Below are 26,697 nucleotides of genomic sequence, written 5' to 3'. Positions count from 1 at the left end.
AACCGTCCGAGCCCGTGAACCGTCGGTGAGCCGGTGCGTCAGCGCACGGGTGCGTCGGCGCGCTCGACCCGCTGGCTGCCCGCCTGGGTGCGGTACGACCGCGCCCAGGCGGTCGTGGCGTTGCGATCGGTCCTGTCGGAGACGGTGTAGTAGTCCATCTGGGCTCGCTGGGGAGTGACATCCAACACGCTGTAGCCGTGCGAGTCCATGTCCACCCACTTCACATGGCGGTTGGCGGCCCGGATCGCGGCGGCCGCGGCCAAGGACACCGTCTGCGGTGCCACATGGAGCAGATCGTCGAGGTTGTCCGAGGTCACCGAGGTGACCACGAACTCGGTCGCGGCCGACCGGGAGAGCGGATAGGTGGCGGCCTTCACCGGTACGTCGTTGGCCCACGCCATATGGATGTCGCCGGTGAGGAAGACCGTGTTGCCGATCGCGTGGTCGGTGAGGTGGGAGAGCAGCTCGCGCCGGTCGTGCGTATAGCCGTCCCACTGGTCGGTGTTGATGGCCAGGCCGCCCTTGGGCAGCCCCAGCAGCTCGGCGAGCGGGCCCAGCAGCTCGGCGGGGAGGGCCCCGAAGGCGACCGGTGAGATCATCACCGAGTTGCCCACCAGCCGCCAGGTGGTGTCCGAGGCGGTCAGGCCCGACTTCAGCCAGTCGAGCTGGGCGCGGCCGGTCAGGGTGCGCTCCGGGTCGTCCACGTCGCCGCTGCCGGTGGCCGCCTGCTGGGAGCGGAACGAGCGCAGATCGAGCAGATGGAGATCGGCGAGGGTGCCGTAGCGCAGCCGCCGGTAGGTGGTGCCCTGGGTGGAGGGGCGCACCGGCATCCACTCGAAGTACGCCTGCTTGGCGGCGGCCACCCGCTGGGCCCACGCCCCCTCGGCGCCGGGCGTGTGGTTCTCCGCCCCGCCGGACCAGGCGTCGTTGGCGAACTCGTGGTCGTCCCATATCGCGATCAGGGGGAGCGCGGCGTGCAGCGCCTGGGCGTCGAGGTCGGTCTTGTAGCTCCCGTGCCGGACGCGGTAGTCGGCGAGCGTGACGATCTCATGGGTGGGGGCGTGCGGGCGGACGACGTCCTTCGCCTCCGGGTATTCGCCGCTCTTGTACTCGTAGAGGTAGTCGCCGAGATGGAGCACCGCGTCCAGGTCGGTACGGGCGGCCAGATGGCGGTACGGGGAGAACCAGCCCGCCTCCCAGTTGGCGCAGGAGACCACGCCGAAGCGGACCCCGTCGGCCGCGGCGTCGTGCGCGGGGGTGGTGCGGGTGCGCCCGACGGGGGAGCGGACGCCGCCGTCCACGCCGAAGCGGTAGAAGTAGTCGGTGGCGGGGCGCAGCCCGCGCACATCGGCCTTGACGGTGTGGTCGGTGCTGGCGGCGGCCTTGACGGTGCCGCGGGCGGCGACCGAGCGGAAGTCCCGGTCCTCGGCGACCTCCCAGGTCACCTCGATGACCGGGCCGAGCCCCGAACCGGGCACGGCGTCGGGGGCGGGCGTGATACGGGTCCACAGCAGGATCCCGTCGGGCAGCGGGTCACCCGAGGCGATGCCGTGCAGAAAGGCGGGCCCGGAGCCGGCGTGGGCGGCGGGTCCGGGGACGAGGGGCAGCAGGGCGGCGGCAGCCGCCGCGGCCGTGACGGCGCTGCGGCGCGAGATGTGGAGGTCGGTCACGGCCGAGGACATTACTGACAAGTAGCGTGCGAGGACAGGGGGCTTGGGGGATGTTCGCCCATCCGTCGCCGCCAGGTCACCGCCGACATGGGCGCGACGTCACCACCGCTGCCGCCGGGTCACCGCCGCCGTCGTCGCCGGGCCGCGACGCCGTCGGCGGGCGCGCCCCTGGGGCACGCCCGCCGACTCGGCCGGGAAGGGCCGGACGCTACTTCTCGAGGTTCTGCTTGACGAGCGGGGTGAACTGGTCCGGGGTCATCGGCGGGTTCTGGCCCACCTCCAGCTTCTTCCCGTTCAGCTTGAAGGTCGGGGTGGCGTCGACGTCCTTGGTGTCGTTGAACGACTTGGACATGGCCAGCGCCCACCGGTCGTAGGTGCCGTTCTTCACGGCCTTCTCGAAGGCCGTGTTGCCCTTCAGTTCCTTGACCTGCTGGGCGACGTCGATCAGCTTCTGGTCGTTCGCGAAGGCGTCATCGGTCTCCTGCGGGTGGTTCTTCGGCGCGTACAGCGCCTCCTTGTAGTCCAGGAAGGCCTGCGGACTGACGTTGAGGGCCGCGCCGAGCGCGCTCAGCGCGTTCTTCGAGCCGGCGCCGGGCATCTGCTTGTTGTCGTCGAGGAAGGTGCCCATGGTGAACTGCGCCTTGTAGGTGCCGTCCTTGATGTCCTTGAGCACGGTCGGGCCGGTGAACTTCTCGAACTGGGCACAGACCGGGCAGCGCATGTCCTCGTAGACGTGCAGGGTGTTCTTGGCCTTCTTGTCGCCGATGACGACCGTCGTGCCCCGGGAGCCGGTGGTGTTGGCGGGCTTCGTGAACGTCTTCTTCTCGGCCGCCGCCCGCCACTTCTGGTTGGCGTCGTCCGACGAGCCCATGTTGGTGACGGCGTAGCCGATGCCGCCGGCTATCGCGAGGACCGCGACGACCGCGCCGCCGACGAACAGCTGGCGCCGCGTCCGGTCCCTCTTGGCCTGGCGCTCACGCTCGGCGCGCAGCCGCTCGCGCGCGGCCTGCTTGTTCTGCTGGTTGTTGCGGTTGCTCATGATGGATCGATCTCCGTGGGTGTGCGTCGTCAGTGATGCGTACGGGGTGGGTGGATCGCTGTGCTCAGGCAGTGGCCGAGCAGGGCGGTCCGCGACGCACCACGGAGTGCACGAGGAGAGGGAGCGCCGGCGCCGGGCGCACCGGCCGTACGGATCGCGGGGCCGGGCGACGACGGGGCCGCAGGGTCGCGGCGTGGGCCGCGACGGCCAGCAGCAGCGGCCGGAAGGCGAAGGCGGCCACGGAGGCCAGCAGACGGCTCAGGGCGGCCTCGCCGCGCCGCAGCCAGGCCGAGGCGAGCAGACCCACCGCGACATGCGCGGCGAGCAGCAGCCAGGGGGTGGCGGAGCTCACGGCGGCCGCCAGCGGGGTGCCGACGCCGTGCTGGGAGACCCCGGGCAGCGGACTGCCGAGATCGCCGCCGCCGCACAGCACGGTGACCCCCATGGAGCGCAGGGAGCCCGCCACGGGGCCGCCGGACTGGCCGTAACACGCCTGCTGGCCGGTGGTGAAGATCGTGTCGGCGGCCAGCTCCAGCGGGATCAGCAGGGCCGCTATGGACCAGAAGCCCCGCTCCCGCCGCGCGAGGGCGTAGGCGACGGCGAAGACGGCCACCGAGAGCGCGGCGACGGTGCCCAGCGGCAGCGGGGCCGCCGACAGCAGGACATGCGAAGCCGAGGACAGCATGACGCACAGCGCGGTGAAGAGCGCCGCGCGCACTGCCCTCAGCTGCGGTCCGGTGCCGTCCATGACTTCGAATTCTGCCATGAACGGCTGTAGGGACCATGTGAAGAATCTGCCCCGGCGCCCGGCTAACCGCCCTTGAGCTGCTTGTTCACCGCTTCCGTGAACTCCGTCGCGGTCAGCGGGGTGGAGCCGCCGCTTCCGGTCAGCTGGGAGCCGTCGAGCTTGACGGTCGGGGTGCCGTTCACCCCGGTGGCGTCGAAGTCGGCGATCATCTTCTTCGCCCAGGGGTCGTAGGTGCCCTCGCGCAGAGCCTCCCGGAAGGAGGCGTTCGTCTTGAGCGCGTACACCTCCTGGGAGACGGCCAGCAGCTGGTCGTCGTCGGCGTAGGAGTCCTTGCTCTCCTCGGGGTGGTTCTTCGGCGACATCAGGGCGGCCTTGTAGTCGAGGAAGGTGTCGGTGCTCACGTCCAGCGCCGCCCCGAGGGCGCTCAGGGCGTTCGCGGAGCCGTTGCCGCCCATGCTCTTGTCGAGGATGGCGGCGAAGTGGAACGAAACCTTGTACTTGCCGGCCTTGATGTCCTTGGCGATGGTCGGCCCGACCGCCTGGTCGAAGGAGGCGCACGGCGGGCAGCGCAGGTCCTCGTAGACGTCGAGGGTGTGCCCGGCATCGGCCTCGCCGATCACCACGGTGGTGCCGCTGGGACCGGAGCTGTGGGCGGGCAGGATGAGCTTCTGCGAGCCCCCTGAGCCGTCCGGGTCCTCGGAACCGCCGGAGCCCGCCGGGCCCTGGACGACATCGTCCACGGATCCGGCCCGGGAGTCCTTGTCGTCATCCGTGATCAGGAGAACGCCCGCGACCACCGCGGCGGCCACCGTCACCGCCACCACGGCCGTGAGCCCGGCCTTGCGCTGCGGGTCCGCCGGGGCGGGGGCGCCACCCCAGGGCCCGCCGCCCGGGCCGGGCGGCGGGGGAGCGGGCGGGAAGCCCGGGGGCTGGGCCGGAGGCGGCGGATGCCCCGGCTGCGGGTGCTCCGGCTGCTCCGGCTGCTGATACGGGTTCTGCTGCGGGTTTTGCTCGCCCCCCGGCGGCTGCTGTCCAGGCCACATGACCGGTAACCATAAGGGGGCGAGCAGACGGCGGCCATGGCCGGGGGACGATCAGGGGCCGGGGTGGCGATCAGAGCCCGGCGTGACGATCAGAGGCCGGGGATGCGGCCGTTGCGGAAGAGGTCCACGAAAATCTGATGGTCGGTCCGGGCGCGGGCACCGTAAGAGTGCGCGAAGTCCACCAGGAGGTCGGCGAAGCCGTCCTCGTCGGCGGCGATCACCGCGTCGATGGCGCGCTCGGTGGAGAACGGCACCAGCGAGTGGCCGCTCTGGTCGTCGGCGGCCGCGTGCATGGTGGCCGTGGCCCGTCCCAGGTCGGCCACGACCGCCGCGATCTCGGCCGGGTCGTCGATGTCGGACCAGTCGAGGTCCACCGCGTACGGCGACACCTCGGCGACCAGCTGCCCCGACCCGTCCAGCTCGGTCCAGCCCAGCCACGGGTCGGCGTGAGCCTGCAGCGCGCGCTGGGAGATCACCGTGCGGTGGCCCTCGTGGTGGAAGTACGACCGCACCTGCTCGTCGGTGATGTGCCGGGAGACCGCCGGGGTCTGCCCCTGCTTCATGTAGATCACCACATCGTTCTCCAGGGCGTCGCTGTTGCCCTCCAGGAGGATGTTGTACGAGGGGAGCCCGGCGCTGCCGATGCCGATGCCCCGGCGGCCCACGACGTCCTTGACGCGGTAGGAGTCCGGGCGCGAGAGACTGGACTCGGGGAGCGTCTCCAGATAGCCGTCGAAGGCGGCCAGGACCTTGTAGCGGGTGGCCGCGTCCAGCTCGATGGACCCGCCGCCGGCCGTGAAGCGGCGCTCGAAGTCGCGGATCTCGGTCATCGAGTCCAGCAGCCCGAAGCGGGTCAGCGAGCGGGCGTCACGCAGCGCGTCCAGCAGCGGACCCTCGGCGGTCTCCAGTGTGAAGGGCGGCACCTCGTCGTTCTTGGCGCCGGTGGCCAGGGCGTGAACGCGCTCCCGGTAGGCACCCGCGTACGTCCGCACCAGCTCGGTGATCTTCTCGTCGCTGAGCGCCTTGGTGTAGCCGATGAGCGCCACGGAGGCGGCGAAACGCTTCAGGTCCCAGGTGAAGGGGCCGACGTACGCCTCGTCGAAGTCGTTCACATTGAAGATCAGTCGGCCGTTGGCGTCCATGTAGGTGCCGAAGTTCTCGGCGTGGAGGTCACCGTGGATCCACACCCGGCTGGTGCGGTCGTCCAGGTACGGCCCGCCGGCGCGCTCCCGCTCCACATCGGAATAGAACAGGCAGGCGGTGCCGCGGTAGAACGCGAACGCCGAGGCGGCCATCTTCCGGAACTTGACGCGGAAGGCGGCCGGGTCGGCGGCGAGCAGCTCGCCGAAGGCGGTGTCGAATACGGCGAGGATGTGCTCGCCGCGCTGTTCCGCCTGGGTCTGCTGGTTCGACATCGCGGAACGCCTCCTGGGGCATGAGGGATGTGATCGGTACGGCAGATACGACAGGGTATGTTCCGTCGCGCCAGGTGCGCGGGAAGACCGGATGACCCGTCGGGATCAACGCCTGAGGCTACTCGCGAGTGCCCGGCTCCTGTCAGTGCGGAGGGGTAACCTTCGGAGCTGTCTCGCCCTGCCGTCATCGATTGTTCGCCGGAGGTCTTCCACCGTGACCAAGCCGCCCTTCACGCACCTGCATGTCCATACCCAGTACTCGCTGCTGGACGGTGCGGCGCGGCTCAAGGACATGTTCAACGCGTGCAACGAGATGGGCATGACCCACATCGCCATGACCGACCATGGCAACCTCCACGGCGCGTACGACTTCTTCCAGCAGGCGACGGGCGCCGGGATCACGCCGATCATCGGGATCGAGGCGTATGTGGCGCCCGAGTCGCGGCGCTACAAGCGGCGTGTCCAGTGGGGCCAGCCGCATCAGAAGCGCGATGACGTCTCCGGTTCCGGTGGTTACACCCACAAGACCATCTGGGCGTCGAACAAGACCGGTCTGCACAACCTCTTCCGGCTCTCCTCGGACGCCTATATGGAGGGCTATTTCGTCAAGTGGCCGCGGATGGACAAGGAGACCATCGCCCAGTGGTCCGAGGGCCTGATCGCCTCCACCGGCTGCCCCTCGGGCGAGCTGCAGACCCGGCTGCGGCTCGGCCAGTTCGACGAGGCGCTGAAGGCCGCCTCCGAGTACCAGGACATCTTCGGCAAGGACCGGTATTTCCTGGAGCTGATGGACCACGGCATCGAGATCGAGCGCCGGGTGCGGGACGGGCTGCTGGAGATCGGCAAGAAGCTGGACATCCCGCCGCTGGTCACCAACGACTCGCACTACACGTACTCCCGCGAGGCGACGGCCCATGACGCGCTGCTGTGCGTCCAGACCGGCAAGAACCTCTCCGATCCGGACCGCTTCCGCTTCGACGGCACCGGCTATTACCTGAAGTCCACGGAGGAGATGTACGCCATCGACTCCTCCGACGCCTGGCAGCAGGGGTGCGCCAACACCCTGCTGGTCGCCGAGCAGATCGACGCCACCGGCTGGTTCGAGAAGCGCGACCTGATGCCGCGGTTCGACGTCCCCGAGGGGTACACCGAGGTCACCTGGTTCCAGGAGGAGGTCAAGAAGGGGATGGCCCGCCGCTTCCCCGGCGGCGTCCCCGAGGACCGTCAGAAGCTCGCCGAGTACGAGATGGACGTCATCATCCAGATGGGGTTCCCGGGCTACTTCCTCGTGGTCGCCGACTTCATCATGTGGGCCAAGAACAACGGCATCGCGGTCGGCCCCGGCCGAGGCTCCGCGGCCGGTTCGATCGTCTCGTACGCGATGGGCATCACCGACCTCGACCCGGTCGAGCACGGGCTGATCTTCGAGCGGTTCCTCAACCCCGAGCGGGTGTCCATGCCCGATGTCGACATCGACTTCGACGAGCGTCGGCGCGGTGAGGTCATCCGGTACGTCACCGAGAAATACGGCCACGACAAGGTCGCCCAGATCGGTACCTACGGCACCATCAAGGCCAAGAACGCCATCAAGGACTCGGCCCGGGTGCTCGGCTATCCGTACGCGATGGGCGACCGCATCACCAAGGCCATGCCCGCCGACGTCCTCGGCAAGGGCATCCCGCTCTCCGGCATCACCGATGAGAAGCACCCCCGCTACAGCGAGGCGGGCGAGGTGCGCGGGATGTATGAGAACGAGCCGGATGTGAAGAAGGTCATCGACACCGCGCGCGGTATCGAGGGCCTGGTGCGCCAGATGGGTGTGCACGCCGCCGGCGTGATCATGTCGAGCGAGACGGTGACCGACCATGTCCCGGTCTTCTCGCCGAAGAACGACGGCCAGGTCGTGACCCAGTGGGACTATCCCACCTGTGAGTCGCTCGGCCTGCTGAAGATGGACTTCCTGGGCCTGCGCAACCTCACCATCATGGACGACGCCGTCAAGATGGTGCGCGCCAACAAGGGCATCGATCTGAAGCTGCTCGATCTGTCCCTGGACGACCCCAAGACCTTCGAACTGCTCTGCCGCGGTGACACCCTCGGCGTCTTCCAGTTCGACGGCGGCCCCATGCGCTCCCTGCTGCGCATGATGAAGCCCGACAACTTCGAGGACATTTCCGCCGTCTCGGCCCTCTACCGGCCGGGCCCGATGGGCATGAACTCGCATATCAACTACGCGCTGCGGAAGAACGGGCAGCAGGAGATCACCCCGATCCACCCCGAGCTGGAGGAGCCGCTCAAGGAGGTCCTGGGCATCACCTACGGCCTCATCGTGTACCAGGAGCAGGTGCAGAAGGCCGCCCAGGTGCTCGCCGGCTATTCGCTCGGCCAGGCCGACCTGCTGCGCCGTGCCATGGGCAAGAAGAAGCAGGAGGTCCTGGACAAGGAGTTCGTGCCCTTCCAGAAGGGCGCCCGGGACAAGGGGTATTCCGACGAGGCCATCCAGGCGGTGTGGGACGTCCTGGTCCCGTTCGCCGGATACGCGTTCAACAAGGCGCACTCCTCCGCGTACGGCCTGGTCACCTACTGGACCGCGTATCTCAAGGCCAACTACCCCGCCGAGTACATGGCGGCGCTGCTCACCTCGGTACGGGACGACAAGGACAAGTCGGCGGTCTATCTGAACGAGTGCCGTCGCATGGGCATCAAGGTGCTGCCGCCGAACGTCAATGAGTCCGAGGCCAACTTCACCGCTCAGGGTGATGATGTGATCCTCTTCGGTCTCACGGCGGTCCGGAACGTCGGTCAGAACGTGGTGGAGGCGATCATCCGTGGCCGCAAGGCCAAGGGGAAGTACGCCTCGTTCCCGGACTACCTGGACAAGGCCGAGGCGGTGGTGTGCAACAAGCGCACCACGGAATCGCTGATCAAGGCGGGCGCCTTCGACGAGATGGGCCACACCCGTAAGGGGCTCACGGCGCACTACGAAGCGCTGATCGACAATGTGGTCGCGGTCAAGCGCAAGGAGGCCGAGGGGCAGTTCGACCTCTTCGGCGGCATGGCCGGTGAGGGCGGGGACGGCGAGGGGCCGGGCTTCGGCCTCGACGTCGAGTTCTCGGACGTCGAATGGGAGAAGACCTATCTGCTGGCCCAGGAGCGGGAGATGCTGGGCCTGTATGTCTCCGACCATCCGCTGTTCGGCATCGAGCATGTGCTGAACGAGAAGGCGGATGCCGCGATCTCCGCGCTCACCGGGGGTGAGCACGCGGACGGCGCGATCGTCACCATCGGCGGCATCATCTCCGGTCTGCAGCGCAAGATGACCAAACAGGGCAACGCCTGGGCCATCGCCACCGTGGAGGACCTGGCCGGCTCCATCGAGTGCATGTTCTTCCCGGCCACCTACCAGCTGGTCTCCACCCAGCTCGTCGAGGACGCGGTCGTCTTCGTCAAGGGCCGCCTCGACAAGCGCGAGGACGTGCCCCGGCTGGTCGCCATGGAGCTGATGGTCCCCGATCTGTCCGAGGCATCGGCCAACGCGCCCGTGACGATCACCATTCCCACGGTCAAGGTCACCCCGCCGCTGGTCGAGAAGCTGGGCGAGGTGCTCACCCACCACCGCGGCGCCACCGAGGTGCGGATCAAGCTCCAGGGGGCGCGGAAAACGACCGTGCTGCGGCTCGACCGGCACCGCGTCACCGCCGACCCGGCGCTCTTCGGCGATCTCAAGGTGCTGTTGGGGGCGTCCTGCCTGGCCGGATGACCGCCCGGCGTCCTTGACGTCGGCGAGAGCGCATCAGGGGCGCGCCCGTATCGGGCGCGCCCCTGATGGCCACGGTCACGCGGCCTGCCACCGCGGTGGCCCAGCGCCGGTGCGCGGTGCGTCAGTTGTGGCCGAAGCTCTTCTGCCGGCCCTTGCGGGCCGTCGCGGGGCTGCCCTCCGGCCGCATCGCCTGCGACTGCCCCTCCATCGACGGCTGCTGCTCGGCGCCGCGGTCGGCCGCGCCGCGCTCCTGACGCTGGTCCTGCTGCTGCTTGCGATCGCGGTTCTTGTTCTTGCCCATGGTGGTGTTCCTCCGGTTGGGATCAGCCCCCTGGCGAAGGGCCCTGCTGGGAGAAGCCCTTCGGGAAGAAACAGTGACATGCCGCGGTGACCCGTGCATTTCGGGCAATTACGGTGAGTGAGAAGGAGGGTATTGGCGGGTAAGCCGTATCCGCCACGCCGGTGATCCAGTTCGGACTGATAACCCCCGCACGGTCGGGCAGACTCGAAGGAAAGCCGAAAACCACATCCGGGGTACGGCTGTGCGCGGGGGGCGACCGAGGACTGGACCGTCAGGAAAGAGGGTGGAACGTGGACCGCTGCGTCGTCCTGGTGGACGCCGGGTATCTGCTGGGCGCCGCCGCGAGCCTGCTGGCCGGGGAGCCCGCCCGATCGCGTATCTCCGTCGACCACGCGACCCTCATCCAGGGATTGCGGGAGCGGGCCGAGGCCGAGACGGAGTGCCCGCTGCTGCGCATCTACTGGTTCGACGGCGCCCCCGACCGTGTGCCCCAGCCCGAGCACCGGCGGCTGCGCGTGATGCCCCGGGTGACCGTGCGGCTGGGCGCGCTCACCCGCAGTGACGGCCGCTGGGCCCAGAAGGGCGTGGATGCCGCCATGCACGCCGAGCTCACCGAGCTCGCCCGCAACCGGGCCTGCGCCGACATCGTCCTCGTCACCGGCGACGGAGACCTGCTGCCCGGGCTGATGTCGGCCAAGGAGCACGGCGTCGCCGTCCACCTCTGGGCGGTCCAGGCCGCCGACGGCGACTACAACCAGTCCGAGGACCTCGTCGCCGAGGCCGATGAGCGGCGCGTCCTCGACCGCGCCTGGATCACCAGGGCGGTGCGCGCCAAGGAGCTTCCCGGGCCCTGTGCGCCCGTCTCCGAGCCGCGCCCGGAGATCGCGGCCATTCTCTCCGCCCCGCTGCCGGAGACGGCCGCCGCTGCCGCCGCGGCCGCGACCGGGTCGCCCGGCACGGCGGAGGCCCCCGGTGGCCGTAACGGCGCCGCCCGGCCCGGCGCCGACGTGACCGGCCCGGCCGCCACCCCCGGCCGTCCCGCCGCCCCGGCCCCCGAGGCGGGCGCGGACGGCGTGGCGGCGGGCGCCGGCAAGGGGGTGCCCACCCCCAAGGACCTCGCCGACCTGGGCCGCGGCCCGGCCGCGCCCGGCGGCCAGACGGAGCGGCAGCAGGCCGCCGGCGCCACCCTGCGCTGGTCCTCCGACAAGGGCTGGATCGACCGGGGCCCCGGCGCCGTGGGGGAGCCGCCGGAGACCGCCAACCTCCCCATGCTGGCCCAGCTCACCAGCGCCGAGCAGCGCTGGGCCGACCGCGAGGAGGACATCACGGCCGTCAGCGGCGACCCGTTCGAGGTCGGCCAGGTCTTCGCCCGCCGCTGGATCGACCGGCTCGGGGATCCGGGGCCCTTGCGCCAGATCTCCACGGAGTACCCCCGCATCCCGCACCGCATCGACGGTGAACTGCTGCGCTACGCGGCCCGCTTCGGGCTGCTGGCCCACAAGGACGACCAGATCGACGAGCACGACCGCTATGCGATCCGGGCGGGCTTCTGGCGCGAGATCGACCTCCGCTCGGCCGCGGAGCACGCCCAGACGGGCGGCTAGGGGATATCCGGCGGATCTTGACGCCCGCGGCGGGCTGCGCCCCTGGTGACGGGAAGGGAGCAGCCCGCCGGACACGCCCTCGTCGTCGTGCCCGTGGCGCTCCCCGGGACGTACTCCGTCCTCGTCGCAACCCCCGGTGGCACCGACACGACCGTGCCGCCGAACCTGCTCGTCCTGTGATCCTCCGATCCGTCCCCGAGGGCCCCGAGGACGGGAGCGGGTGTTTGGGCGCGTACCCTCATAGCTCGTGAGGACGGGCGCGAAACAGGCGACGAGCGGCGATGTGGTGTGCACCGTGCGCGGCCTGGTCAAGACCTATCCCGCGGCGCGCGGCCGCCGCGGCGCCCCCGCCACGCCCGCCGTGCGGGCCAGCGACGGCATCGACCTCGATGTGGTGCGCGGCGAGGTCTTCGGGCTGCTCGGGCCCAACGGCGCCGGCAAATCCACTCTCGTACGGCAGCTCACCGGCCTGCTGCGGCCCGACCAGGGCAGTGTGCGGGTGCTCGGCCACGATCTCGTACGCCACCCCGAGCGCGCCGCCCGGCTGCTGTGCTACCTCGGCCAGGACTCGACCGCGCTGGACGAGCTGACCGTCGCCCTCGCCGCCGAGACCACCGCGCGGCTGCGCGGGCTGGAGGCCCGCGCGGCCCGTGCCGAGCGGGACGCGGTGATCGAGGAGCTGGGGCTCGGGGAGATCGCCGGGCGCCCGCTCAAGAAGCTTTCCGGCGGCCAGCGGCGGCTGGCCTGCGTCGCCGCCGCACTGGTGGGGGAGCGGCCGCTGCTGGTGCTGGACGAGCCCACCAGCGGGATGGACCCCGTCGCCCGGCGCGCCGTATGGGCGGCCGTGGACCGGCGGCGGGCCGAGCGGGGCGTGACTGTGGTGCTGGTCACCCACAATGTGATCGAGGCGGAAACGGTTCTGGACCGGGTCGCCGTGCTGGACCGCGGCAAGGTCATCGCCTGCGACACGCCCGCCGGGCTGAAGGCGCTGGTCGCCGACGAGGTGCGGCTGGAGCTGGTGTGGCGCACCGAGCCGCCGCTGGACGTGCCCGAGGTCGCCGCCCTGCGGAAGGCCGCCGAGGCGGCCCGGGCCGCCGACGGCGTCTCCGGGCGGCGCTGGACGCTCCGGCTCCCGCCGGACGAGGCGCGCGCCGCCATCGCCACCGTGACCGGTGGCTCCGCCTTCGCGGCGCTGGACGATTTCACCCTTGCCACGCCGAGCCTGGAGGATGTGTACATCGCCCTGGGCGGCCGTGCGGAGGGCGCGGAGGGGCTGGTGAAGGCGTGACCGCCGGGGCGAGCCGGTGAACACGCCGGTGACCGTGACCGTGACCGTAAGAGCCGCAGAGGCGAAGAGGAGCCGCACAACGTGAGTGTCATGCCCGCCGTGTCCGGGACCACTGGTGTGCCTGGTGCGTCCGGTGCTTCCGCTGGGCTGCCCAGTGCGCCCGGTGTCTCGCCCGGTACGTCGGGGGCGCCCGGTGAGGCCGGGGACATCCCCGCGCCGCTGGCGGCGCGGGCACGGCTCTTCCCCGCGCTCGCCGCGGTCTACCGCGCCCAGCTCTCCCGGGCCCGGGTGGCCCGGATACCGCTGCTCTTCGTGGCGACCTTCCAGTCCATCGGGATCATGATCCTGATGCGCGGAGTGGTGGACGGCGGGAGCGGGGCGCGGTCGGTGGTGGCCGGGTCGAGCGTGCTGGTCGTCGCCTTCGTGGCGCTCAACCTGCTCGCCCAGTACTTCGGCCAGCTCCGGGCCAGCGGCGGGCTCGACCACTACGCGACCCTGCCGGTGCCGCCCTCGGCCGTGGTGCTCGGGGCGGCCGCCGCCTACGCCTCCTTCACCGTGCCCGGAACCATCGTCACCGCGGTCATGGGCAGTGTGCTCTTCCAACTGCCCATGACGCATCTGTGGATCCTCCTCGCCGTGATCCCCCTCTCCGGCGCCGCCCTCGCCGGACTCGGCGCCGTGCTGGGGCTGCTCGCCCCGCGTCAGGAACTCGCCACACTGTGCGGACAGTTGGGGATGTCCGCCGCACTGCTGCTGGGGGTGCTGCCCGCGGACCGGATGCCGCAGGTGGTGTCGTACGCGCGCGATCTGCTGCCGTCGACGTACGGTGTGGAGGCCCTGGCCCGTACCTTCGACGGTCAGCCCGACTGGTGGGTGGTCTGCGCCGACCTCGGGGTGTGCGCCGGGGTGGCCGTGGTGTCCCTCGCCGCCGCGACCTGGGCCTATCGGCGGGCGGCCGTGCGGTGACGCGCCGCAGCGAACGTCCCGCCGACCGAAGTACGCCGTCCGCCTGGCACGATGACGGGGTGACCGCACCGTTGACGCCACATGATCCGCCTCCGCCGCACGAGGATCCCGCCGAGGGCCGCCCCCCGGTCCACGGGCAGCCTGCCGGGGACTCCTCCGTGCCGAATCCCTCCGGGTACCCGCAGCACCCCGAGCCCCCTTCCGGGCATTCGGGGGACGCGGGGCACTCGGAGTACTCCGAGCCGGGGCCCGAGTTGCGCGCCGAACTGGTGCAGGCGTCGGTGGTCGCCATCGCGGTGGCGGTCTCCGGGGTGCTTCTGGGGCTGCTGTGGCTGTGGTTGGCGCCCAAGGTTCCCCTGGTCTCGGACGGCACCGCCGTCTATCTGAAGAACTCGGAAGGGGAGGACGCGATCGGCGCGGACGGTGTGTTCACGCTGCTCGGGCTCGCCTTCGGGGCCGTCTCGGCCCTCATCGTCTTTCTGCTCTTCCGCCACGGCGGTATCGCGCTGGTCATCGGCCTGGCGATCGGCGGGGTGCTCGCCTCGGTGATCGCCTGGCGGCTCGGCCTCTGGCTGGGGCCCACCTCGGACGTCGTGGCGCATGCCAAGGAGGCCGGTAAGGGCGTCACCTTCGACGGCCCGCTCAAGCTGGGCGCGAAGGGGGCGCTGCTGGCGTGGTCGGTGGCGGCGATGGTGATCCATCTGGCGCTGACGGGGCTGTTCGGCCCCCGCGACCCGGAGCCCGCTCTGCCGCCGGTGGCGAGCCCGGAAGCGCGCTAGAGCGTTCGGCCCGCCTCAAAGCGGCTAGGGGTGTCCGGCGGTTCGTGACGCCTGCGGGGGGCTGTTCCCCGCCCCGCCCCTGTCCCTGGACGCCCTTCCGGCGTGTCCTCAAGCGCCGGACGGGCTGAACATCAGCCCGTCCGGCGCTTGAGGACCGGGGTCCGGGGCGGAGTCCCGGCGGCACGAGCCGGGCGCCAGGGGCCCCGCAGGAGCGCTGTGAGCGCTACACGCGGGCGATCGGCGCCAGTACCGCGTCCGTCAGCGACGCCAGGTCCCCCGGCGACAGCTCGACCTCCAGCCCTCGGCGGCCGGCCGAGACACAGATCGTCTCGTAGCCCGTGGCCGACGCGTCCAGGGCCGTGGGAAGGCGCTTGCGCTGACCGAGCGGGGAGATCCCGCCCCGCACATAGCCCGTGGTGCGCTCGGCCGCCGCCGGGTCCGCCATCGTGGCGCGCTTGCCGCCCACCGCCGAGGCGAGCGCCTTGAGGTCGAGCGTGGCCGAGACCGGCACGATGGCGACCGTAAGCCGGTCATCGACGCTCGCGACAAGGGTCTTGAAGACCCGGCCCGGTTCGACGCCGAGAGCCTGGGCGGCCTCCTCACCGTAGGAGGGGGCTGCCGGGTCGTGCTCGTAGGAGTGCAGGGTGAAATCCGTGCCCGCCGCGGTGAGGGCGGTCGTGGCGGGGGTGCCCGCCGAGGTCTTCTTGGTCTTCTTGGGCATATTCGTCCGCGTCAGTTGGGGCTGGTGGGACCGCGGGTCAGATCGACGGCCGGGAGCGACGGGAGCTTACCGATCACGGCGCTCTCGGCGCGAAGGAGTTTCAGCTCGTCGGCCAGCCGGCTCGCGGTGTCCGGCGCCTGCAGCAGCCGCTGCTTCGCGGGCGTGTCGAGCACGGCCGCGGCCGCCACCAGGTAGGAGAGCACCGACGGTTCCCCTGGCAGCTCCTGCTCGTTCGCCAGGGTCCGCTCACGGGCGCCCGCGAGCCGCTTCTGGTACATGCGGAAGGCCCGTACCACCCCCGAGGCCAGCGCCCCGGCCCCCTCGCCCTGCTCCTCCTCCAGCTCCTTGACCTCGGCCGTCAGATAGGGGCCGGAGGAGTCCACGGAGACCAGCTCGAAGCGGGTGGTGCCGGTGGCCAGCACCTCGAAGGTGCCGTCCTCCTGCTCCCGGATGGTGGCCGCGTCCGCCACGCACCCCACGGCGTAGAAGGACTTGGCGGGATCCGGTCCGAACCCGGCCGTGGGGCCGGGGTCCGGCCGCGTGACGGAGACCGGGAGGCCGACCGCGCTCGGGGCGACCTCATGGCCGTCCCGGATCGCGATCACCCCGAACCGGCGCGGCGCGTCCTCGGGAAGCGCCGACAAATCGCGCATCAGGGAGCGGTACCGCTGCTCGAAGACGTTCAGGGGCATGACGAGCCCCGGGAACAGCACCGTGTTCAGCGGGAAGAGCGGAAGGCGCGCGGAGGTCACGGGGCGTAAGCCTAATGGCCCCGCGCGTTTCCTTTCACTGGCCCGCAGCAGCCGGTCACTGGCGCCGCAGCAGCCGGGACGCGCCGGTGGCTACCGCGGTGGCCAACACCCAGCCCAGCAGGATCATGACGATGGACGCCCATTGGACGGCGCCGTCCGGTCTCCAGTAGCCGTCCATGCCCAGATCGATCACCGGGATCAGCAGATCGAGCGTGTACAGCGAGGCGTTCCAGTTCGGGGATTCACCCGGCTTCAGCGCCTCCGGCCGGTTGTGGGCGAAGAACACCGAGCCGACCGCCCACAGCACCGCCATCCACACCGCGGCCCGGCCCGGGCGATAGCCGTAGGCCACCGTCCAGTCCTGGAGATAGCCCCACACCTTCCCGGCGAGCGGCAGCGTCTCCCGGCGGCGGCGCTGCTTGGCGAGCTGGACCTCGCGCGCGTCGGCGTCCTCGCCGCTGGCCCGCATCGTGTTGGCCAGCATCTCGTACGGCTCGGGCGCGTACTCGGGGGTCGCCGCGGCCACCCATTCCAGCCGCCGGGCCAGCGGGAAGTGGCCGCGCGGGATCAGGCACTCATAGCTGAACCCGGCCATGGTCAGCCCGCCCGGCCCCGGCCAGCTCACCGACTTGTCGACAAGATTGACCACCCGGGCGCCGGAGAGGATCACCCGTCCGCGCTGCGGCCGCTCCCCGAGGAAGCGCAGCTCGGGGGTCTGGACCCGGCGCAGCGACAGCTCCTGGTCGTTCTCCATGATGAAGCGGGCCTGGTCGAAGTCGATGGCGTCGCCGATCCGCCCGTCGTCCAGCCGGATCCCGCCCTCGCATTCGAAGCGCTGGATCCGGGTGCCCCGGGTGGGCGTGGAGGCGGTGCCGTACGGCGGGGTGGAGCCGCTGGAGTACGTGCTCACCCCGCCCGCGGTGAGATACAGGCTGCGCTCCACGGTGAGCTGCGGTGCGTTGAGCGCGCGGCGGCCGTAAGGGTTGCGCAGCCGGCTGCCGCGCAGGCTGAGCGACACCCCGATCTGCGCCCCGCGCAGGCTCAGCTCGCCATAGGACTCGATCATGTCGGCCTGGAAGTCCTGGGCGACGGTCAGCCCGTCGGCGCTGATCGACATGCCCCGGCGGTCGCGGCGCACGATGAGCTGGTTGAGCAGTAAATCCGTGCCGATATGGGCGTCGGTGAGCCGGATCCCGTGTTCGACCACACAGCGCGGCAAGTGCAGATCGCCCTCGGTGCGCAGCCGGGCCGCCTCCAGCCGGGGAAGGGCGCAGCCCACCAGGCGCAGGGTGGTGAACTGCGCCTCGGGAAGCAGCACCTCCCGCTCGAAGCGGCAGTTCTTCAGCTCCACATAGGGCTCGATGTTTCCGCCGGCCAGGTCGAGCGTGCCGGTGATGTGCACCCCGTTGAGCTTGAGCGCGGCGACCCGGCCCGGCTGCGCGGGCGGTCCGTCCAGCAGCAGGAGGGCCACGACACGCGCGCGGACACTGCGCTCCGGGCCCCACGCGTACGGGCCGGAGGGGTCGTTCCGCTGGGGGTGCGACGTGCGCAGATCATGGGTGCTGCCATTGCGGAACGCCTGCCACATGCCCCATTCGGCGGTGGTCAGATCCAGGCCCGGGGGTGGGTCGCCATCGTGCGGCTCGGTCACAGCCGTGTCCCCTCCTGATTCTCCGTGTCCCCGTACGGAGCACATTCCCGCTGAGTAACCGGTTGAACGCCAACGGTCAGGGTCAACTTAGGGCGTCCGTATCACTGACTGATACGGGGGGAGGGGCGTCGTGGCGGGTCTGAGACAATTGATCGCGTGATCTCCCGTATCGATCTGCGCGGTGCCGCCTTCCCGGAAGGCGGGATCGACCGCGACCTGCTGCCCCGTGCCGAACTCGACGTCGAGGCCGCCCTGGAGAAGGTGCGGCCCATCTGTGACGACGTGCGCCATCGTGGTACCGCCGCGCTGATCGACTACGCCCATCGGTTCGACGGCGTCGCCATAGAGCGGGTGCGGGTCCCCGCGGCGGCGCTGGAGCGCGCCCTCGCGGAGCTGGACCCGGCCGTGCGCGCCGCCCTGGAGGAGTCCATCCGGCGGGCCCGGCTGGTCCACCGCGAGCAGCGGCGCACCGACCACACCACCCAGGTGGTGCCGGGCGGCACGGTCACCGAGCGCTGGGTGCCGGTCGAGCGCGTCGGGCTGTACGTACCGGGCGGGCGCTCGGTCTACCCCTCCTCCGTGGTGATGAACGTGGTGCCCGCGCAGGAGGCCGGGGTCGACTCGATGGCCGTCGCCTCCCCGCCGCAGGCGGAGTTCGGCGGGCTGCCGCACCCCACGATCCTCGCGGCGTGCGCGCTGCTGGGCGTGGACGAGGTGTACGCGGCGGGCGGCGCCCAGGCCGTCGCCATGTTCGCCTACGGCACCGAGGACTGCCGCCCGGTCGCGATGGTGACCGGGCCCGGCAATATCTTCGTGGCCGCGGCCAAGCGGCTGCTCAAGGGCCGGATCGGCATCGATGCCGAGGCCGGGCCGACCGAGATCGCCATCCTCGCCGATGCCACTGCCGACCCGGTGCATGTGGCCGCGGACCTGATCAGCCAGGCCGAGCACGACCCGCTGGCCGCCTCCGTGCTGGTCACCGACTCCGAGGAGCTGGCCGCAGCGGTCGAGAAGGAGCTGGACGTCCAGCTGGCGGCCACCAAGCACGTCGAGGACCGGATCCGTCCGGCGCTGTCCGGGCGGCAGTCCGGCATCGTGCTGGTCGACGGTCTGGAGCAGGGCCTGGCCGTCGTGGACGCGTACGCGGCCGAGCACCTGGAGATCCAGACCGAGGACGCGGCGGCCGTCGCGGCCCGGGTGCGCAACGCCGGGGCGATCTTCGTCGGGGCGTTCGCGCCGGTGTCGCTCGGCGACTATGCGGCGGGCTCCAACCATGTGCTGCCCACGGGCGGCTGCGCCTGCCACTCCTCGGGGCTGTCCGTGCAGTCGTTCCTGCGCGGGATCCATGTGGTGGACTACAGCCGGGAGGCGCTGGCCGAGATCGCCGGCCATGTGGTGACGCTGGCCGAGGCGGAGGATCTGCCCGCCCACGGCGCCGCGGTGAAGGCAAGATTCGACTGGAAGGTGCCACCGAGCAAGTGACCGGCATTGACGATCTCCCGATCCGGGACGAGCTCCGTGGCAAATCCCCGTACGGCGCCCCGCAGCTCGAGGTGCCCGTACGGCTGAACACCAACGAGAACCCCTATCCGCTGCCCGAGCCGCTGGTCGCCCGCATCGCCGAGCGGGTCACCGAGGCGGCCCGGAACCTCAACCGCTACCCGGACCGGGACGCGGTCGAGCTCCGCACCGAGCTGGCCCGCTATCTCAGCCGTACCGCCGGTCTCGAGGTCGGCGTCGCGCAGGTCTGGGCGGCCAATGGGTCCAATGAGGTGCTGCAGCAGCTGCTGCAGACCTTCGGCGGGCCGGGGCGCACCGCGATCGGCTTCGAGCCCTCGTACTCGATGCACGCGCTGATCTCCCGCGGCACCGGCACCGGCTGGATTTCCGGTCCGCGGAACGCCGATTTCACCATCGATGTCGATGACGCCCGTAAGGCCATCGCCGAGCACCGCCCCGATGTCGTCTTCATCACCTCGCCGAACAATCCGACGGGCACCGCCGTCGCGGCCGAGACGGTGCTCGCGCTCTACGAGGCAGCGCAGGCCGCCAGGGCGGATGCCGCCGGGGCGCTGGTCGTCGTGGACGAGGCGTACGGGGAGTTCAGCCACCGCCCCTCGCTGCTGCCGCTGATCGAGGGGCGGTCGCGGCTGGTGCTCTCGCGCACCATGTCCAAGGCGTTCGGCGCGGCCGGGCTGCGGCTCGGCTATCTCGCCGCCGATCCGGCGGTCGTCGACGCCGTCCAGCTGGTCCGCCTGCCGTACCACCTGTCCGCCGTCACCCAGGCCACCGCGCTGGCCGCCCTGGAGCACACCGATACGCTGCTGGGGTACGTCGAGGCGCTGAAGGCCGAGCGCGACCGGCTGGTGAGCGAGCTGCGCGCCCTCGGCTGCGAGGTGACCGACTCCGACGCCAACTTCGTCCAGTTCGGCCGCTTCGAGGACGCCCATGCGGCGTGGCAGGGCCTGCTGGACCGGGGCGTCCTGGTCCGTGACAACGGTGTACCGGGCCGGCTGCGGGTCACCGCGGGCACACCGGCCGAGAACGACGCGTTTCTCGACGCGGTACGCGAGCTGATGAAGGAGAAGAGCGCATGACCCGCGTGGGACGTGTGGAGCGCACGACCAAGGAGACCTCGGTCGTCGTCGAGATCGATCTCGACGGTAAGGGCGATGTGGCAGTTTCGACAGGTGTCGGCTTCTACGACCACATGCTCGACCAGCTCGGCCGCCACGGCCTCTTCGACCTCACGGTCAAGACCGAGGGCGACCTGCACATCGACACCCACCACACCATCGAGGACACCGCCCTCGCGCTCGGCGCCGCCTTCAAGCAGGCGCTCGGCGACAAGGTGGGGATCTACCGGTTCGGCAACTGCACGGTGCCGCTGGACGAGTCGCTGGCCCAGGTGACGGTCGACCTCTCCGGCCGCCCGTACCTGGTGCACACCGAGCCGGAGAACATCGCGCCGATGATCGGCACCTACGACACCACGATGACCCGGCACATCCTGGAGTCCTTCGTGGCCCAGGCGCAGATCGCCCTGCATGTCCACGTCCCCTACGGGCGCAACGCGCACCACATCGTGGAGTGCCAGTTCAAGGCCCTGGCGCGGGCCCTGCGCTACGCCAGCGAGCGCGACCCCCGCGCCGCCGGGATCCTCCCCTCCACGAAGGGGGCCCTGTGAGCGTCGCGCGCGCGGCCGCCGGGCCGCAGATGACCCGCGACCCGCGCTTTCGCCGCGCGGGCGGAGAAGCGAACGGGGTAGCGGTGAGCGTCGCGCGCGCGGCCGCCGGGCCGCAGATGACCCGCGACCCGCGCTTTCGCCGCGCGGGCGGAGAAGCGAACGAGGTAGCGTCTTGAACGGCTTGTCGACCGTGTTCATCCTCGTGGGGCTGTTTCTGCTCGGCGGGGTCATCTCCTTCGTCAAGCAGGGCATCTCCAAGAGCGTCGTCACGCTGCTCGGGATCGGTGCCACGATGGCGCTGCTCGCCGGGATCCTGCGGCTTGAGGTATGGAATTGAGCGACCTGACGCACAGCACGACCGCGAAGAACGTCGTCGTCTTCGACTACGGATTCGGCAACGTACGCTCCGCCGAGCGGGCCCTCGCCCATGTCGGCGCGCGGGTCGAGATCACCCGCGACTACGACAAGGCCATGGCCGCCGACGGCCTCCTCGTCCCCGGCGTCGGCGCCTTCGCCGCCTGCATGAACGGGCTGCGCGATGCGCGCGGCGACTGGATCGTGGGGCGCCGGCTGTCCGGCGGCCGCCCGGTCATGGGCATCTGCGTCGGCATGCAGATCCTCTTCGGGCGCGGTATCGAGCACGGAGTCGAGGCCGAGGGCCTGGACGAGTGGCCCGGCACGGTCGAGCCGCTGCGCGCCCCCGTCGTCCCCCACATGGGCTGGAACACGGTCAAGGCGCCCGAAGACTCACAGCTCTTCGCGGGCCTGGACGAGGACGAGCGGTACTACTTCGTCCACTCCTACGCGGTCCGCACCTGGGAGCTCGAGGTCACCAACCCCCATATGCCGTCCCCCAAGGTCGGCTGGGCCACCCATGGCGAGCCGTTCGTCGCCGCCGTGGAGAACGGCCCGCTGTGGGCCACCCAGTTCCACCCCGAGAAGTCGGGCGACGCCGGAGCGCGGCTGCTCCGCAACTGGCTCGACACGCTCTGACCGGCCCGCGCCGGCCACGGTCCGCACCCACCCACCCACCCGCCCGCCCGCACCCACCCGCACCGCCCTCACGCTCTCACCGAAGGTTGTCCGCAATGCGCTCGAACCGCCTCGAACTCCTCCCCGCCGTCGATGTCCGAGACGGCCAGGCCGTCCGCCTCGTCCACGGCGAGTCCGGCTCCGAGACGTCGTACGGCGACCCGATGGAGGCCGCCCTGGCCTGGCAGCGGGCGGGCGCCGAATGGCTGCACCTGGTGGACCTCGACGCCGCCTTCGGCACCGGGGACAACCGCGAGCAGATCGCCGAGGTGGCCCGCGCCATGAACCTCAGGGTCGAGCTGTCCGGCGGCATCCGTGACGACGCCTCGCTGTCCGCCGCCCTGGCCACCGGCTGCGCCCGGGTGAACCTCGGCACGGCCGCCCTGGAGTCCCCGGAGTGGGTCGCCAAGGTCATCGCCGAGCATGGCGACCTCATCGCGGTGGGCCTCGATGTGCGCGGCACCACCCTGCGCGGCCGCGGCTGGACCCGGGACGGCGGCGATCTGTACGAGACGCTGGCCCGCCTCGACTCCGAGGGCTGCGCCCGCTACGTCGTCACCGACATCGCCAAGGACGGCACCCTCCAGGGCCCCAACCTGGAGCTGCTGCGCAATGTCTGCGCCGCGACCGAAAAGCCCGTCGTCGCCTCCGGCGGCGTTTCCTCGCTTGACGACCTGCGTGCCCTTGCGACTCTGGTACCGGAAGGTGTCGAGGGCGCCATCGTGGGCAAGGCACTCTACGCCAAGGCGTTCACCTTGGAAGAGGCGTTGGAGGCGGTATCCGTATGACCTCACCCGAGTCCGCGCGGCGGGTCCAGACCGAAAGCCCCTGGGAGGAGACCATCGGGTTCGCCCGGGCCGTCGAGGTCGGTGACCTGGTGCTCGTCGCCGGGACGATGCCGCTGGCGGAGCGCGGCGTACTGGAGGGCGAGGGTGATCCGTACGAGCAGACGCTCGCCGCCTTCGGCCATGCGCTGGACGCGCTGAAGAAGTTCGACCTGGGCGTCGAATCGGTGGTCCGCACCCGTATGTATCTCACCCACGCCCGTGACGTGGACGAAGTGAGCCGCGCGCACAAGCAGCTCTTCGACGCCGTGCGCCCGGCCGCGACGCTGGTCGTGGTGTCCGGTTTCGTCGACTCGCGCGTCCTGGTGGAAGTCGAACTGGAAGCATTCCGAGGAGCACGACAGTCATGACCCTGGCGGTCCGAGTCATCCCCTGCCTGGACGTGGACAACGGCCGGGTCGTCAAGGGCGTCAACTTCCAGAATCTGCGCGACGCGGGCGACCCGGTCGAGATGGCCAAGGTCTACGGCGAGGAGGGCGCGGACGAGCTGACCTTCCTCGACATCACCGCCTCCTCCGGCGACCGCGAGACCACCTACGACGTGGTCCGCCGCACCGCCGAGCAGGTCTTCATCCCGCTGACGGTCGGCGGGGGCGTCCGCACCCCGGAGGACGTCGACAAGCTGCTGCGCGCCGGGGCGGACAAAGTCGGCGTCAACACCGCCGCCATCGCCCGCCCCGAGCTCATCCGCGAGATCTCCCAGCGCTTCGGCAGCCAGGTGCTCGTCCTCTCGGTCGACGCCCGCCGCTGTCCCGAAGGGACGGTGACGTCCTCCGGCTACGAGGTCACCACCCATGGCGGTCGCCGCGGTACCGGCATCGACGCCGTCGAATGGGCCCACCGCGCGGCGGAGCTGGGCGCGGGGGAGATCCTGCTGAACTCCATGGACGCGGACGGCACCAAGGACGGCTATGACACGGCCATGATCGAGGCCGTCCGCAAGCATGTGACCATCCCGGTCATCGCCAGCGGCGGCGCCGGGAAGCTCGCCGACTTCCCGCCGGCGGTCGCCGCGGGTGCCGACGCGGTGCTGGCGGCGTCCGTCTTCCACTTCGGCGATCTGCGGATCGGCCAGGTCAAGGGCGCGCTGCGGGACGCGGGGCACCCGGTCCGCTGAGGCGGCGTGCCCACGGCGCCCAGGAGGCGTCTGACGGCCGTGCCACCTGGGGCGGGCTACTCCCCTCCCCGCCCCTTCCCGCAACTGGGGCTCCGCCCCAGACCCCGGATCGGGGCTCAGCCTCAGACCCCTGGGCCCCAGGGGTCTGAGGCTGAGCCCCTGCCACGCGGCGGAGCCGCATATCTATGCCGTGGGCGCGCCTGGTGTCACTTCGTGGCGGAGTCCGGCGGCTCGCGGTACGCGTCGACGATCCCGCGCTTCAGGTACGCCGTCTTCTCCATGACGTCGCCCTTCTTGCCCGCCCAGCGGTCCCTCGTCAGGTAGCTGCGCTCACCGAGCAGGGTCAGGCTGTCCCGGTCGAAGACCCACTCGGTGATCTCCCCCGTCCTCTTGTCGACGCGGGCGATGCCGACCCCGTGGCGGCCCGCCGCGTCCACCGCGTCCTCCTTCCGCGTCACCCCGGGGATCTTCGCGGCGGCCTTGTGGAGAGCGGCCGCGTTCTCCGGCGGCATCACCGTCTCACCCAGGAAGGAACCGATCCGGTTGAAGACGGCCTGTGCCTTCTCCCCCTCATCGTCCGGTTCGGCCATCCGGCTCGCGCTCATGCCGCGGCTCCAGCTTCGAGGAGCCGTCCTCCTTCATCTCGGCCCCCGCCGTCAGGCTCTTCACGTAGACGAACTGGTCCTGTCGCACCGGCTTGACGTCCGACTTCGCCGCGGTCCCCGCGATCCGGTCGAGCAGGACGGTGGCGGTCTCGCGCGGCTGGGCGGTGGTGTCGCCGGACGTCCCGCTCCCGGTGAGGGTGACGGCCAGCGTCCCGGCCAGCGCCAGGCCCGCGGCGGGCATCAGCAGCGCCGGGCGCGACAGCCGCCGCCGGACCGTGCGGGCGGGGGCGGTGGCGGTGGCGGTGATGCGGTTCTGGTCGTCATCGCCGCGAGCTCGCGCAGCCGGGCGCGGGCCCGGGACAGCCGCGAGCGCGCGGTGCCCACCGGAATCCCCAGCGCCTGGGCGGCCTGCGCGTAGTCCAGCGCGGACCACACGCACAGCGCCAGCGCCTCCCGCTCGCCGCGCCGCAGCCGGCCGTACACCGTGCGCACGGCGGCGAGCCGGCGGGCGTCGTCGATCCGCCCGGCGGTCTCGTCGGCGAAGTCCGCCACCGTTTCCCGTGACCTGCGCCACACCTCTTACGGAGCGGGCGGCTCGCCGGTCTCCGACGCCGTCGCGATCACCTCGTCCAGGACGTCGCGGGAGCGGAGCAGGTCATCGATCATCCGGTTGATGCGCTTCCGCTCCGTGGTGAGGTCGGAGACCAGCTGGGAGTTGGCCCGCCGGGACGGGCCGCCGTCCGCATCGCGCATACAGGGGAGCAGTTGGGCGATCTTCTCGCTGCACAGCCCGGCGGCGAAGAGCTCCTGGATGCGGATGACCCGGTCCACCGCGCCCTCGGGGTACTCGCGATGACCGCCCGGCGTACGCTCGGCCGTCATCAGCCCCTGCTTCTCGTAGTAGCGCAGCGAGCGCTCGCTCACGCTGGTGCGCCGAGCCAGTTCGCCGATCCGCATGCTCACCTCGTCTGCCGGGCCGGGACGTGAATCCAGGGACATGAATCCGGGGACTTGAACGTGACACTGGTGTCAAGTTCTACCGTACCGGCATGACGCACACACCCCGGATACCCCGCCTCTTCGAACCCGCCCGCCTGGGACCGCTGGAGCTGTCCAACCGCCTGGTGATGGCTCCGATGACCCGCAACCGCGCCGCCGCCGACGGCGTACCCGAACCGATCATGGCTACCTACTACGCACAGCGCGCCACGGCCGGGCTGATCGTCGCCGAGGCCGCCACGCCCAACGCGGTGGGGCAGACCTACCCCGACATCGCCGCGATCCACAGCGCGGCGCAGGTGGCCGGATGGCGGCGGGTGACCGATGCGGTGCACGCGGCGGGCGGCCGGATGTTCCTCCAACTGCAGCACGGCGGGCGGGTCGGCCACCCGGACACCAGCGGGCTGACACCGGTGGCTCCCTCGCCGGTCCCGCTCCCGGAGACGATCTTCACCCCCGGCGGCCACCAACAGGCCGTCGTGCCGCGCGAGATGACGGTCGAGGAGATCCGCTCCACCGTCGCCGACTTCGCCACCGCCGCGCGCAACGCCCTCGACGCGGGCTTCGCCGGAGTGGAGGTGCACGCCGCCAACGGCTACCTCCTCCACCAGTTCCTGGCCCGGAACACCAACCGCCGCACCGACGGCTACGGCGGCTCGGTGGCGGGGCGCATCCGGTTCGTGGCCGAGGTGGTCCACGCCGTCGCCGACGCGATCGGCCCCGAGCGGGTGGGCCTGCGGATCTCCCCGGGATCCACCGTCAACGGCATCGAGGAGGGCGACACCGAGACCCTCTACCCCGCCCTCATCAAGGAACTGGCGGACACCGGCCTCAGCTACCTCCACATCGTCCGCGCCGAACCGGGCCATCCCCTCTTCCGGGAACTCCGCACCGCCTGGCCCGCCACGCTGATCGCCAACCCGTCGCTGCCCGGCGACGGCGTCCCCGCCGACGGCGGCATGCGCCAGGCCGAGCGGCTGCTGACCGCCGGAGCCGACCTGATCGCCCTCGGCCGCACCTTCCTGGCCAACCCCGACCTGGTGACCCGCCTGCGCACCGGCGCCCCGCTCAACCCCATCCGGGACGCGTATCTGATGTACGTGGGCGGCGAGACCGGCTACACGGACTACCCCACGCTGACGGCGGCCTGACCTCGGCCGACCCGGGTCGGCCGG

At 71.2% G+C, this 26,697-nt stretch carries 28 protein-coding genes and 1 pseudogene; 16 read left to right on the top strand and 13 right to left on the bottom strand.

The features are described 5' to 3' along the window. Positions 1–38: 38 nt before the first annotated feature. From AS97_RS14270 to AS97_RS14250, 5 genes are all read right to left on the bottom strand, one after another. The gene (locus tag AS97_RS14270) at positions 39–1,682 is read right to left on the bottom strand and encodes an alkaline phosphatase D family protein (RefSeq protein WP_210565016.1); all 1,644 of its coding nucleotides are present in this window, start codon (positions 1,680–1,682) and stop codon (positions 39–41) included. A gap of 196 nt (positions 1,683–1,878) precedes the next feature. Then, complete coding sequence (locus AS97_RS14265) at positions 1,879–2,709, bottom strand: thioredoxin domain-containing protein (RefSeq protein ID WP_059143471.1); 831 nt, start codon at positions 2,707–2,709, stop codon at positions 1,879–1,881. Between the two features lie 64 nt (positions 2,710–2,773). Next, on the bottom strand, positions 2,774–3,475 hold the full coding sequence (locus AS97_RS14260) for a hypothetical protein (protein ID WP_079059283.1): 702 nt from the start codon (positions 3,473–3,475) through the stop codon (positions 2,774–2,776). A 44-nt stretch (positions 3,476–3,519) separates the two neighbouring features. Then, positions 3,520–4,500 (bottom strand): thioredoxin domain-containing protein, encoded by a 981-nt coding sequence (locus AS97_RS14255; RefSeq protein WP_210565014.1) that lies wholly within the window; start codon positions 4,498–4,500, stop codon positions 3,520–3,522. Between the two features lie 89 nt (positions 4,501–4,589). Continuing rightward, the gene (locus AS97_RS14250; RefSeq protein WP_059143473.1) at positions 4,590–5,915 is read right to left on the bottom strand and encodes a DUF2252 domain-containing protein; all 1,326 of its coding nucleotides are present in this window, start codon (positions 5,913–5,915) and stop codon (positions 4,590–4,592) included. 214 nt (positions 5,916–6,129) lie between these two features. On the opposite strand from AS97_RS14250, the gene dnaE reads away from it, so the two are divergent. Next, a complete protein-coding gene (gene dnaE / locus AS97_RS14245; protein WP_210565012.1) occupies positions 6,130–9,675 on the top strand; it encodes a DNA polymerase III subunit alpha in 3,546 nt (1,181 codons plus the stop codon). A gap of 121 nt (positions 9,676–9,796) precedes the next feature. Here the strand turns inward: dnaE and AS97_RS14240 are convergent, their stop codons facing one another. Then, positions 9,797–9,976: a hypothetical protein gene (locus AS97_RS14240; protein ID WP_125759922.1), complete on the bottom strand. Its 180-nt coding sequence runs from the start codon at positions 9,974–9,976 to the stop codon at positions 9,797–9,799. Between the two features lie 290 nt (positions 9,977–10,266). Between AS97_RS14240 and AS97_RS14235 the strand changes: the two genes are divergently transcribed. The 5 genes from AS97_RS14235 to AS97_RS14220 all read left to right on the top strand — a co-directional run bounded on the left by AS97_RS14235 (position 10,267) and on the right by AS97_RS14220 (position 14,613). After that, positions 10,267–11,580, top strand: a complete 1,314-nt coding sequence (locus tag AS97_RS14235; RefSeq protein ID WP_210565011.1) for an NYN domain-containing protein — start codon at positions 10,267–10,269, stop codon at positions 11,578–11,580. Between the two features lie 45 nt (positions 11,581–11,625). Beyond that, positions 11,626–11,760 carry a hypothetical protein gene (locus AS97_RS48565; protein WP_260613370.1) on the top strand — a complete coding sequence of 45 codons (135 nt, stop codon included), beginning with the start codon at positions 11,626–11,628 and terminating at the stop codon, positions 11,758–11,760. Between the two features lie 67 nt (positions 11,761–11,827). Further along, positions 11,828–12,868, top strand: a complete 1,041-nt coding sequence (locus tag AS97_RS14230; RefSeq protein WP_210565009.1) for an ABC transporter ATP-binding protein — start codon at positions 11,828–11,830, stop codon at positions 12,866–12,868. Between the two features lie 90 nt (positions 12,869–12,958). Next, entirely contained in the window at positions 12,959–13,834 is an 876-nt protein-coding gene (locus AS97_RS14225; protein ID WP_059142217.1) for an ABC transporter permease, read from the top strand. 59 nt (positions 13,835–13,893) lie between these two features. Beyond that, the gene (locus AS97_RS14220; RefSeq protein ID WP_185930045.1) at positions 13,894–14,613 is read left to right on the top strand and encodes a magnesium transporter; all 720 of its coding nucleotides are present in this window, start codon (positions 13,894–13,896) and stop codon (positions 14,611–14,613) included. A gap of 223 nt (positions 14,614–14,836) precedes the next feature. Here the strand turns inward: AS97_RS14220 and ybaK are convergent, their stop codons facing one another. From ybaK to AS97_RS14205, 3 genes are read right to left on the bottom strand one after another with little or no spacing between them, the layout of a single operon-like run. Continuing rightward, positions 14,837–15,334 carry a Cys-tRNA(Pro) deacylase gene (gene ybaK / locus AS97_RS14215; protein ID WP_059142219.1) on the bottom strand — a complete coding sequence of 166 codons (498 nt, stop codon included), beginning with the start codon at positions 15,332–15,334 and terminating at the stop codon, positions 14,837–14,839. An 11-nt stretch (positions 15,335–15,345) separates the two neighbouring features. Then, positions 15,346–16,086, bottom strand: coding sequence for an LON peptidase substrate-binding domain-containing protein (locus AS97_RS14210; protein ID WP_210565008.1), 741 nt, complete (start codon positions 16,084–16,086; stop codon positions 15,346–15,348). 55 nt (positions 16,087–16,141) lie between these two features. Next, a complete protein-coding gene (locus AS97_RS14205) occupies positions 16,142–17,737 on the bottom strand; it encodes a hypothetical protein (RefSeq protein ID WP_059142221.1) in 1,596 nt (531 codons plus the stop codon). A gap of 156 nt (positions 17,738–17,893) precedes the next feature. Between AS97_RS14205 and hisD the strand changes: the two genes are divergently transcribed. The 9 genes from hisD (at position 17,894) to hisF (ending at position 23,918) form a co-directional block, all read left to right on the top strand. Continuing rightward, positions 17,894–19,219 (top strand): histidinol dehydrogenase, encoded by a 1,326-nt coding sequence (hisD, locus tag AS97_RS14200; protein WP_086711067.1) that lies wholly within the window; start codon positions 17,894–17,896, stop codon positions 19,217–19,219. After that, positions 19,216–20,334 carry a histidinol-phosphate transaminase gene (locus AS97_RS14195; protein ID WP_059142223.1) on the top strand — a complete coding sequence of 373 codons (1,119 nt, stop codon included), beginning with the start codon at positions 19,216–19,218 and terminating at the stop codon, positions 20,332–20,334. Before hisD ends, AS97_RS14195 begins: the two co-directional genes overlap by 4 nt. Beyond that, positions 20,331–20,924 (top strand): imidazoleglycerol-phosphate dehydratase HisB, encoded by a 594-nt coding sequence (hisB, locus tag AS97_RS14190; protein ID WP_059142224.1) that lies wholly within the window; start codon positions 20,331–20,333, stop codon positions 20,922–20,924. Before AS97_RS14195 ends, hisB begins: the two co-directional genes overlap by 4 nt. Then, positions 20,921–21,100 (top strand): hypothetical protein, encoded by a 180-nt coding sequence (locus tag AS97_RS14185; protein ID WP_125759916.1) that lies wholly within the window; start codon positions 20,921–20,923, stop codon positions 21,098–21,100. Before hisB ends, AS97_RS14185 begins: the two co-directional genes overlap by 4 nt. Next, on the top strand, positions 21,097–21,261 hold the full coding sequence (locus AS97_RS14180; protein WP_059142226.1) for a hypothetical protein: 165 nt from the start codon (positions 21,097–21,099) through the stop codon (positions 21,259–21,261). Before AS97_RS14185 ends, AS97_RS14180 begins: the two co-directional genes overlap by 4 nt. After that, positions 21,258–21,917 carry an imidazole glycerol phosphate synthase subunit HisH gene (gene hisH, locus AS97_RS14175; RefSeq protein ID WP_247204369.1) on the top strand — a complete coding sequence of 220 codons (660 nt, stop codon included), beginning with the start codon at positions 21,258–21,260 and terminating at the stop codon, positions 21,915–21,917. The genes AS97_RS14180 and hisH overlap by 4 nt, the downstream gene beginning before the upstream one ends. 95 nt (positions 21,918–22,012) lie before the next feature. Continuing rightward, entirely contained in the window at positions 22,013–22,744 is a 732-nt protein-coding gene (priA, locus tag AS97_RS14170; protein ID WP_059145017.1) for a bifunctional 1-(5-phosphoribosyl)-5-((5-phosphoribosylamino)methylideneamino)imidazole-4-carboxamide isomerase/phosphoribosylanthranilate isomerase PriA, read from the top strand. Then, on the top strand, positions 22,741–23,151 hold the full coding sequence (locus tag AS97_RS14165; protein WP_059145016.1) for a Rid family hydrolase: 411 nt from the start codon (positions 22,741–22,743) through the stop codon (positions 23,149–23,151). The genes priA and AS97_RS14165 overlap by 4 nt, the downstream gene beginning before the upstream one ends. Further along, a complete protein-coding gene (gene hisF / locus AS97_RS14160) occupies positions 23,148–23,918 on the top strand; it encodes an imidazole glycerol phosphate synthase subunit HisF (RefSeq protein ID WP_059145015.1) in 771 nt (256 codons plus the stop codon). The genes AS97_RS14165 and hisF overlap by 4 nt, the downstream gene beginning before the upstream one ends. Positions 23,919–24,124: 206 nt before the next feature. On the opposite strand, the gene AS97_RS47325 is transcribed toward hisF, so the two are convergent. The 4 genes and pseudogenes from AS97_RS47325 to AS97_RS14145 all read right to left on the bottom strand — a co-directional run bounded on the left by AS97_RS47325 (position 24,125) and on the right by AS97_RS14145 (position 25,480). Next, complete coding sequence (locus AS97_RS47325) at positions 24,125–24,523, bottom strand: CU044_5270 family protein (protein ID WP_247204368.1); 399 nt, start codon at positions 24,521–24,523, stop codon at positions 24,125–24,127. After that, positions 24,489–24,764, bottom strand: a complete 276-nt coding sequence (locus AS97_RS47320) for a hypothetical protein (RefSeq protein ID WP_247204367.1) — start codon at positions 24,762–24,764, stop codon at positions 24,489–24,491. Before AS97_RS47320 ends, AS97_RS47325 begins: the two co-directional genes overlap by 35 nt. A gap of 95 nt (positions 24,765–24,859) precedes the next feature. Next, positions 24,860–25,075: pseudogene (locus tag AS97_RS14150) on the bottom strand (sigma factor-like helix-turn-helix DNA-binding protein); the annotation flags it as partial. Between the two features lie 27 nt (positions 25,076–25,102). Next, positions 25,103–25,480, bottom strand: coding sequence for a MerR family transcriptional regulator (locus tag AS97_RS14145; protein WP_059145012.1), 378 nt, complete (start codon positions 25,478–25,480; stop codon positions 25,103–25,105). Positions 25,481–25,572: 92 nt separating this feature from the next. Between AS97_RS14145 and AS97_RS14140 the strand changes: the two genes are divergently transcribed. Next, on the top strand, positions 25,573–26,673 hold the full coding sequence (locus AS97_RS14140) for an alkene reductase (RefSeq protein ID WP_210565007.1): 1,101 nt from the start codon (positions 25,573–25,575) through the stop codon (positions 26,671–26,673). Positions 26,674–26,697: the final 24 nt, after the last annotated feature.

Source organism: Streptomyces sp. AgN23 (genome assembly GCF_001598115.1).
Taxonomy (GTDB): Bacteria; Actinomycetota; Actinomycetes; order Streptomycetales; family Streptomycetaceae; genus Streptomyces; species Streptomyces antimycoticus.
Note: the sequence above shows the minus strand (reverse complement) of the source record. Positions and strands in the feature narration are given on the sequence as shown.